Source organism: Burkholderia sp. 28_3, assembly GCF_003253915.1.
Taxonomy (GTDB): Bacteria; Pseudomonadota; Gammaproteobacteria; order Burkholderiales; family Burkholderiaceae; genus Burkholderia; species Burkholderia cenocepacia.
The window spans coordinates 1-8,539 of record NZ_QKZF01000057.1 but is presented as its reverse complement, the minus strand read 5'-3'; the positions used below and the strand labels follow the sequence as shown (position 1 = coordinate 8,539).

Here is an 8,539-nt window from a genome sequence, read left to right as displayed (position 1 = left end):
GCCTGAACCACTCGACGCCGAAAACGTTCGTCGTACTTCGTCATGAAAAACACCCCAAAGGTTGGATCTAGTCCAACTTTTGGGGTGCAGCTCAGGCCGGGCCGTTTTTTTATCGGCGCGCGGCCCCCTGCCCATTGCCGGCGCGCCATGCTTAAATAGCAGGGCGCCCGACAGCCGGTCGCCGCGATGGTCGTACCGGCCGGCATGGGCCAGCATGTCCGATCGACACCGTGACGACAGACGATACAAAAACACCGTTCCGGCGAGCCCGGCGCGGTCCGATAACATTCCGAGGCATCACGTCATGACCCTCCTGTTCCGCCTTCTCGCGCTCGCCTGCGCGCTCTGGCTGGCTGCCTGCGCGGCGCCGCCCCCGCCGTCCGCCAGTACCGCCGCGCCCAGCGCCGCGCCGGACGCCAGCGAACGCCGCGGGCTCGGTACCGCGTGGGGCGAGTCGGTGCGATCCGAAACCCGGCAGGTCGAATTCGAACGCGCGGATCCGGCGAAGCCGACGGACCTCGCGTCGGTCTACTACAACGACGTGCTGCCCGGCCATCATCCCGCGTCGCAGGTGCGCCGGCTGCCGACCCGCATCGCGCTCGCGAACGGCGACATCGCGCTGTCGTTTACCGACGAGAAGGGGGCGCCGCTGCGTCTCGCGCGCAGCAACGGCCGCTGGCACATGGCCGGCGTCGAAGGCTCGCGCTACATGATCGTGTTGCGTAACCAGGGGCGCCGCGCGTTCGAGGTCGTGTCGACGGTCGATGGACTCGACGTGCGGTCGGGGCGGCCGGGCAGCTATACGAACGGCGGCTACGTGCTGTATCCGGGCCGCACGCTGACGATCGAGGGTTTCCGCAAGAGCCGCGACGAAGTCGCCGCGTTCCGCTTCGCGGCCGTGCCCGACAGCTATGTCGCGAATTCAAGGTATGGCGATGCCGCGAACGTCGGCGTGATCGGTGTGGCGCTGTTCGCACAGAAGGAGAGCGACGAGGATGCGCTGCGCCGCAACGCGAATCCATTCCCCGGCAACGACAACGGCTATGCGCCGCCGCCCGTTCCGCGCGGCGAGTGAGCGCAAGCCGGGCGCGTGCGTCGCGACGCACGCGGGGCGATCCCGCGTGTGTTCCTGCTCCCCGTTCGGCGCTTTCCCGGCGTCGTTTCGCTGTCACGCGATCGTGCTGCGGCACAATGGCGGTTCGCATCGGTATCGCGTGCTTCCCCGCCGTCCGGACCGACGGAGAACGCATGTCGTTACCCGCTTTCAGGTACCATCGCGACCCGCTTGCAACGGGCAGCGCGATCCGGCTCGGCGCGTGTCGCATCTGCGGCGGCAGGCCCGGCGGCTACCGGGGTGACGCCTGACGGCACGGGCCCGTGCGAGCGGCGTCGCCCCTTCGCCATGAAACAGAGGAACCTTCGTGAAGTTCATCCACGCGGCAGACATTCACCTTGACAGCCCGTTGCACGGCCTGAGCGCGTACCCCGACGCGCCGGCCGCGCAGTTGCGCAACGCGTCGCGCGAGGCGCTGCGGCAACTCGTGGATCGGGCGATCGAGGAGGAAGTCGCGTTCCTCGTGATCGCGGGCGACCTGTACGACGGCGACTGGAAGGATCACAACACGGGCATCTTCTTCGGCCAGCAGATGGGCCGCCTGCGCAAGGCCGGGATCCGTGCGTTCGTCCTCGGCGGCAACCACGATGCCGAAAGCGAGATGACGAAGAAGCTGACGCTGCCCGACAACGTCACGGTGTTCGGCCATCGCAAGCCGGAAACCTTCAGGCTGCCGGAATTCGACGTCGCGCTGCACGGGCAGAGCTTCAAGGACAAGGCCGTCGTCGACAATCTCGCGGTCGGCTATCCGGACCCGGTGCCCGGGTACTACAACATCGGCGTGCTGCACACGGCGCTCGAAGGGTATGCGGCGCACGCGAACTACGCGCCGTGCACGCTGGCCGAACTGCACGCGAAAGGCTACGACTACTGGGCGCTCGGCCACGTGCACGAATTCCAGCAATGGACGGGCCCGTCCACCGTCGTGTTTCCCGGCAACCTGCAAGGGCGCCATATCCGCGAAACCGGCCGGCGCGGCGCGGTGCTCGTGACGGTCGAGCAAGGCAACACGCAGGTCGAGCGACTGTATCTCGACGTGCTGCGCTGGGAAGCCGTGTCGGTCGATGCATCCGATTGCCTGTCGGTGGCCGATCTGTCGCGAAAGATCGGCCAGTCGCTGGAGGCGCTGTTGACCGTCGACGGCCACGTGCCGCGCGCGGTGCGCGTCACCGTCACCGGGCGCACGCCCGCGCATGGCCTCTTTTTCGGCCGCGCGCCGCAGTTGCGTGCGGAAGTGCTGAACCAGATCGGCATCATCGGCAACGAGCGGCTGTGGCTGGAGAAGGTCCGGCTCGCGACGTCCGCTGCCGATCGGCAGCCGGGCGAAAGCGAACCGCTCGAGGCGCTGGAGGACCTGAAGCAGATCCTGGCCGACGCCGCGCATGATCCGGATTTCCTCGCGCTGCTCGAACGCGACCTGAAGCCGTTCGTCGGCAAGGTCCGCAGCGACGTGAAGGAGGAGGTGCCGTTGCTGACGATGGTGCGCGCGGGCGAGCTGACCGCGCTGGTCGAGCAGGTCGGGCCCGCACTGCTTGCGCGGCTGGCGAGGGGGGAGTAAGCGATGCGCATCAGCCAGCTCGATCTGATCAAGTACGGCAAGTTCACCGACGAGACGCTGCGTTTTCCGTCGGCCAGCGAGGATTTTCACGTGATCGTCGGGCCGAACGAGGCGGGCAAGTCGACGATCCGCACGGCCGTGTCCGAGTTGCTGTTCGGGATGAAGCTGCAGACGCCGCTCGATTTCCTGCACAGCACACCCGAGTTGCGAATCGGCGGCGTGCTGGAGAGCGGCGCCGGTGAACTCGCGTTCCACCGGGCGCGTGGCCGCAGTTCGTTGCGCACGCCCGCCGACGACAAGCTGCCCGACGACTATCTGGCCGCGATCCTCGACGGTGCGACGCGCGAATTCTTCGAGCAGATGTTCGGGCTCGATCACGGGCGGCTGGTCGATGGCGGCCGCAGCATTCTCGACGCATCGGACAAGCTCGGCCAGGTGCTGTTCGAATCGGCGGCCGGCGTCGGCAGCCTCGGGCCGGTGCGCGAGGAACTCGACGCGCGCGCGCTCGAATTGTGGGCGCCGCGTCGCAGCGGCAGCGCGTTTGCGCTGGCCGAAACGGCGTTCAACGAAGCCGTCGCCGAACTGAAGACGGTCCAGGTGCGCACGCGCGACTGGGTCGATCGCAAGGACGCGCGCGAAGCGGTCGAGCAGCAGATCGAGCAGGCGCGCGCGGAACAGCGCCGGCTCGAAGCGCTGCGCTCGAAGCTCGAACGCGTGCGGCGGCTCGCGCCGTACTTGAAGGAACTGACGGTCAAGGACGCGGCGCTGGCCGAACTCGGCGCGGTCGTCGAGTTGCCGCCGACCGCGTATGCGGATCTGCTGAAGGCGCAAGGCGATCTCGCGGCCGAGCAGAAGGTGCTCGAGGAACGGCGCGCCGACCTGCTCGCGAAGCGGCAGGCGCGCGATGCGATCGCCGCGGACGCCGACACGCTGGCGCTCGAAGCGGATATCGAGGCGCTCGACCGGCTGCGCGGCGCATGCATGAATCACGCGCAGGATCTGCTGCTGCTCGGTGCGGACGTCGAGCGGCACCTGTCCGCCGCGCTGTCGGCGGCCGCGCAACTCGGCTGGCCGACGGACGAAGCGTCGCTGCGCGCCGCGTTGCCGACGGCGCTGTCGCTGCAGACCGTCGCGAACCTGCTGCGCGAGCATGGCGCGTTGCACCAGGCGCTCGCCGGCGCGCGCGAATCGCTCGACGAACGCACGCGCGAGCTGGCGCAGGTCCGCGAACAACAGGCGCGCCTGTCGACCGTCGACGTGCCGCAAGCATTGCGCGCGGCGCTGGCCGATGCACAGGGTTTTCGCAACAGCGGCCCGCGCGAGCAGGCGCTGGCGCATGACATCGCGGCTGCCGAGCGCACGCTGACCGGCGCGCTCGATGCGCTCGGCCAATGGCGGATGCCGGTCGAAACACTGCGCGCCCTCGACGTGCCGTCGGCCGCGCGGCTCGGCGCGTTGCTCAAGGAAGACAGCGAACGCGCCAGCGCGGCCGCTGCCGCGCGCGACGCGCGGGATGGCGCGCTCGAGGAACTCGAACGGCTTGTGCTGCAGGAGAAGCATTTCGCGGAGAACCACAAGGTCGTCACGACCGCCGACGTGCTGGCGGCGCGGGCGCGGCGCGACGGCGCGTGGGGCGAGATCCGCAGCGGGGCCGTCGATCTCGCAACGGGCGCACCGGCGGTCGACGCCGCGATTCGCCTCGCCGACGAACTCGTCGATGCGCAGCTCGGCGCGACCCAGGCCGCGGCGACGCTGCAATCGCTGCGTCAGCAGGTCGAATCCGCCCGTGCAGGCGTGACGCGCCGGCAAGCCGCGCTGAACGAACGCGAGCGCGAGCTCGCCGCACATCGCGACGCCTGGACCGCGCTCGCGACGACGGCCGCGGTGCCCGGCATGCCGCTGGCGGCGATGGGCGACTGGCTCGCGAAGCGCGACGCGGTGTTCGCCGCGCAGGCCGAGCTCGATCGTCAGCGTCGCGAATTCGACGCGATGCGTGCTGCCCGTGCCAGCGCGGAAGCCGCGCTGCGCGCGGCGCTGCTGCCGGTATCGCGGGGCGGCGAGGCGGACGGATTGGCCGCGCTCGTCGCCGTCGCCGAGACGTTCGTGCAGTCGGCCGAGAAAGCGGCCGCGCAGAAGGACAGCCTCGACGATCGTGCGCGGGAAGCCGAACGCGGCTGCGCGACCGCGCAGTTGCGGGCCGATCATGCGCAAACGGCTTACGACGCGTGGCAAGCGCAATGGCGCGACGCGCTGGCCGACGCGAAACTGTCCGCGAGCGCGACGACGCTGGCCGCGGCGGAAGGCGCGCTCGGGCTCGCGAATACGGTGACGGCCGAACTGGCCGATGCCGACGCGCCGCGCAACCGGATCGCCGCGATCCGCGCGGAGTTGAACGCGCTCGAGGCCGGCGCGCGGCGGCTTGCCGAAGCGCTCGCGCCGGAATGGCTGGCGAGCGGCGACTGGCCGGACGTCGCGCGGCGGCTGACGATGCGCCTCGCGGCCGCCCGGGAAATCGCGCGTGCGATCGATCGTGCCGACGAGGCCGTGCGGCAGGCCGACGGCAAGGTCGCGGACGCGGCGGCCGCGGTGGCCGGCGCCGACGCGCGCATCCAGCCGCTGCTGCAACGGGCCGGCGTCGCGTCGATCGATGCGGCGCTGCCGCTGGCCGAGCGTTCGGATCGCCAGCGCCAGCTTCGTCAGGCGGTCGATGCCGCGCACGAGGCGCTGGTGCGCGACGGCGACGGGCTGTCCCGGTCCGCCGTCGAGGCCGAGGTGGCGGAACAGGACATTGCCGACGTGCCGGCGCATCTGGAAGCGGTGAAGCAGTCGCTGGACGATGTCGGCAAACGGCTGAACGCGTTGTCGCAGCAGCAGGTCGTGGCCGATCAGGCGTTCGGCGCGATCGACGGCCAGGCGAACGCGGCGGTCGCCGAGTCGAAGCGGCAGGAGGCGCTCGCGGCAATGGGCGACGCGGCCGAACAGTATCTGGAAGCGGCCACGGCGAGCCGCTTGCTGAAGTGGGCGACGGATCGCTACCGTGACCAGAAGCAGGGGCCGATGCTGCGGCGCGCGGGCGAGATCTTCGCCGGGCTCACGCTGGGCGAATTCGCGAAGCTGACCGTCGATACCGAACGGACGCCGCCCGCGCTGTATGCACGGCGTACGAAGGGGACGTCGGTCGAGGTCGCCGGGTTGAGCGAAGGGACGCGCGATCAGCTGTTCCTCGCGCTGCGGATCGCGGCGCTCGAGTTGCAGCTCGGCAGCCGCACGGCGCTGCCGTTCGTCGCCGACGACCTGTTCATCAATTTCGACGACGCGCGTGCGAAGGCGGGGCTCGATGCGCTGCGCGATCTGTCGACGCGTACCCAGGTGCTGTTCCTGACGCACCACGACCACCTGCTGCCGCTCGTGAGGGACGTATTCGGCGCGCGGGTCAACGTGGTCGAGTTGCAGCGCGCGCCGGTCGGCGCGTGATGCGGGCACGCCGGGAAGCCGGCGCACGGGAAGGGTCGTCGCGTACAGGTAGTATGAGCGGTTCCGAAATGCACGCGGCCGGTTCAACGGCCGCGGTCTGGCCACACGAGGGGTGAATATGAAGAAGCTGGTAGCCGCGATTGCGTTCGCGGCGGACAAGCATCGCAATCAACGGCGCAAGGACGAAGAAGCGTCGCCGTACATCAATCATCCGATCGCGCTCGCCGACGTACTGGCCAACGAGGCCGGCGTCGAGGACGAGCGCGTGATCGTCGCGGCGGTGTTGCACGACACGGTCGAGGATACGGAGACGACCGAGCAGGAGTTGCTGCGGCTGTTCGGCAAGGATGTGGCGGACATCGTGATGGAAGTCACCGACGACAAGTCGCTGCCGAAGGAGGAGCGCAAGCGTCTGCAGGTCGAGCACGCGGCCACCATCAGCCGGCGCGCGAAGCTGGTGAAGCTGGCCGACAAGATCTGCAACCTGCGCGACATCGCCCGGCATCCGCCCGCGGACTGGCCGCTCGAACGCAAGCAGGCGTACTTCGACTGGGCGAAGTCGGTCGTCGACCCGATGCGCGGCGTCCATCCCGGTCTCGAGGCGATCTTCGACACCGCGTACGCGGCACGGCCGGCGGACTGACGCACGCGCATGCGATCGGCCCGATCCGCCGCACCACGACCGGCTGCAGTCGCGGGTGTCGACGTCGGCGGCGACAGGAAGCTGTGCGATCTCGTGATCCTGCGTGGCTCGACGGTCGTCTGTCGGGAAGCGCGAATCGCGCCCGAGTCGTTGCCCGCACTGTGTCTCGTCCATGACGTCGTGGCCGTCGGCGTCGACGCGCCGAGCCTGTGGTGGACAGGGAGCGGCCGCCGCGCGGCCGAGCAGGCGCTCGCGCGCGAACGGATCTCGTGCTTCCCGACGCCGTCGCGCGAGCAGGCCATCGCGAGCACGTCGGGCTTCTTCGACTGGATGTTCATGGGAGAGCGCGTCTACCGCGCGCTTTCGGACGCCTATCCGTTGCTGACGGACGCGCGCTACGCGGGCGGCCGTGCGAGCTTCGAAACCTATCCTTATGCGATTACCTGCGCGATGCTGGGCAAGGCCGTGGCGTCGGCGAAGCAGAAGCGCAATCAGCGGCGGCAATTGCTGGAGCGGCTGGGAATCGACGTATCGACGCTGCGCACCGTCGATGCGCGAGACGCCACCTTGTGCGCGTTGACGGCGCAGTACGTGATCGACGGGAACGCGCATGCGTATGGCGATGCGGCGGGCGGGTACATCCGCGTGCCGGTGATGAGCGAGACGATCGTGCTCGATTCGCCGTAGCGGCGACGTGCGGCTCCGCGCGGGATGGCGGTCGGAGGGCGAACGCTTCGTGCGGGAAGAATGCCGCAGGCCCGGCGATGCAGCGGGCGGCTAGCGGCTGTCGGCGGGCACGACGTGAGGCCGGTGCACCGCGCGATGCCGGGCGAGCCTGTTCAATCCTCGAGGATGGATGTCGGCACGCTGGACAGGTCGCATGCTTGGGCATGCGCGAAGTAGCTGTCCGCATCGTCGATCATCACGACCGCGACATCGATCAACTCGTCCAGCCGTTGCAGCAGCGATTCCCGCCACTCGATGTCTTCGTCGCGCTCGGGCGTCTTGTCCAGCTGCTCGATGATCGAGTCGGCGGTCTGCAGGAATGGAATCGCCTGCTGATAGTTTTCGATCGAGACCAGCGCCGCGTTGCGCGCACCGACGAGTCGCTCGCGATGCGTATCCGCGAGTTCGGATTCGCCGCTGATGCGCGGCAGCATGTCCGAGATGCGTTGCAGAAGCGGCGGGACCTCTTGTTCCAGCAGGATCGCGCGCTCGCGCAGTGCCGCATATTCGTCGCGAAGGTCGGTGTCGCCGGGTTGAGTCGTGCTGTCCATCGTCAATATGAGTGCGTGGTTCGGTCGCGGCATGATACTCGACCGCGCCGGGTTCCTTGGCCGTTCCGCGCCCCCTCATATAGGGGGAAAGAGACGTGTTCGTCATATCTTTGGACGGCGGCGCGCGTTGCGCTTCCTGGCCCGTCGAGCCCAAAGCCTCCGTGCGCGGTAGCGCACGGAGGCTTTTTCAAACTTTCTTCACAAAGCGCTTGCAAGGATGGGGGCAGGTGCTTAGAATCACGCCTCTTTCGCGCTAACGGAAACGCGGCGCGGAGGGAAGGGAAGCAGTGCTGTTGGGGTTCGGAGGTAGCGAGCCTCGGCGGTACGGAAGTTGAGCCCCGCAGTCGCAACGAAGTCGTTCAGAAAGTTGTTGACGAGCTGCGAAACACGGTTCATAATCTCGCTTCTCTGCTGCTGAAAACGCAGCGCTGCTGAGGGGTTCAAGATCCCTCGCAGACATGCTCTTTAAAAAT

The 8,539-nt window shown here is 68.7% G+C and carries 7 protein-coding genes; 5 read left to right on the top strand and 2 right to left on the bottom strand.

The features are described 5' to 3' along the window. The coding region (locus DFS13_RS40675) for a hypothetical protein (protein ID WP_208328495.1) at positions 1–216 on the bottom strand (216 nt) is incomplete at its 3' end. A gap of 88 nt (positions 217–304) precedes the next feature. Between DFS13_RS40675 and DFS13_RS39225 the strand changes: the two genes are divergently transcribed. From DFS13_RS39225 to DFS13_RS39205, 5 genes are all read left to right on the top strand, one after another. Continuing rightward, positions 305–1,075 carry a hypothetical protein gene (locus tag DFS13_RS39225; RefSeq protein ID WP_111442885.1) on the top strand — a complete coding sequence of 257 codons (771 nt, stop codon included), beginning with the start codon at positions 305–307 and terminating at the stop codon, positions 1,073–1,075. Positions 1,076–1,421: 346 nt separating this feature from the next. Then, positions 1,422–2,672 (top strand): DNA repair exonuclease, encoded by a 1,251-nt coding sequence (locus DFS13_RS39220; protein ID WP_006487938.1) that lies wholly within the window; start codon positions 1,422–1,424, stop codon positions 2,670–2,672. A gap of 3 nt (positions 2,673–2,675) precedes the next feature. Then, positions 2,676–6,146: a YhaN family protein gene (locus tag DFS13_RS39215; RefSeq protein ID WP_111442884.1), complete on the top strand. Its 3,471-nt coding sequence runs from the start codon at positions 2,676–2,678 to the stop codon at positions 6,144–6,146. Positions 6,147–6,264: 118 nt separating this feature from the next. Next, positions 6,265–6,789 (top strand): HD domain-containing protein, encoded by a 525-nt coding sequence (locus DFS13_RS39210; RefSeq protein WP_006489846.1) that lies wholly within the window; start codon positions 6,265–6,267, stop codon positions 6,787–6,789. A gap of 9 nt (positions 6,790–6,798) precedes the next feature. Further along, entirely contained in the window at positions 6,799–7,476 is a 678-nt protein-coding gene (locus tag DFS13_RS39205; protein WP_034203780.1) for a DUF429 domain-containing protein, read from the top strand. 152 nt (positions 7,477–7,628) lie between these two features. On the opposite strand, the gene DFS13_RS39200 is transcribed toward DFS13_RS39205, so the two are convergent. Then, entirely contained in the window at positions 7,629–8,099 is a 471-nt protein-coding gene (locus DFS13_RS39200; protein ID WP_012493818.1) for a hypothetical protein, read from the bottom strand. Positions 8,100–8,539: the final 440 nt, after the last annotated feature.

Bases quoted from the DNA above. Each gene is read 5' to 3' on its own strand.
- DFS13_RS39225 (WP_111442885.1), top strand. From the start codon at position 305: ATGACCCTCCTGTTCCGCCTTCTCGCGCTCGCCTGCGCGCTCTGGCTG.
- DFS13_RS39215 (WP_111442884.1), top strand. From the start codon at position 2,676: ATGCGCATCAGCCAGCTCGATCTGATCAAGTACGGCAAGTTCACCGAC.
- DFS13_RS39210 (WP_006489846.1), top strand. From the start codon at position 6,265: ATGAAGAAGCTGGTAGCCGCGATTGCGTTCGCGGCGGACAAGCATCGC.
- DFS13_RS39200 (WP_012493818.1), bottom strand. From the start codon at position 8,099: ATGCCGCGACCGAACCACGCACTCATATTGACGATGGACAGCACGACT.
- DFS13_RS39205 (WP_034203780.1), top strand. From the start codon at position 6,799: ATGCGATCGGCCCGATCCGCCGCACCACGACCGGCTGCAGTCGCGGGT.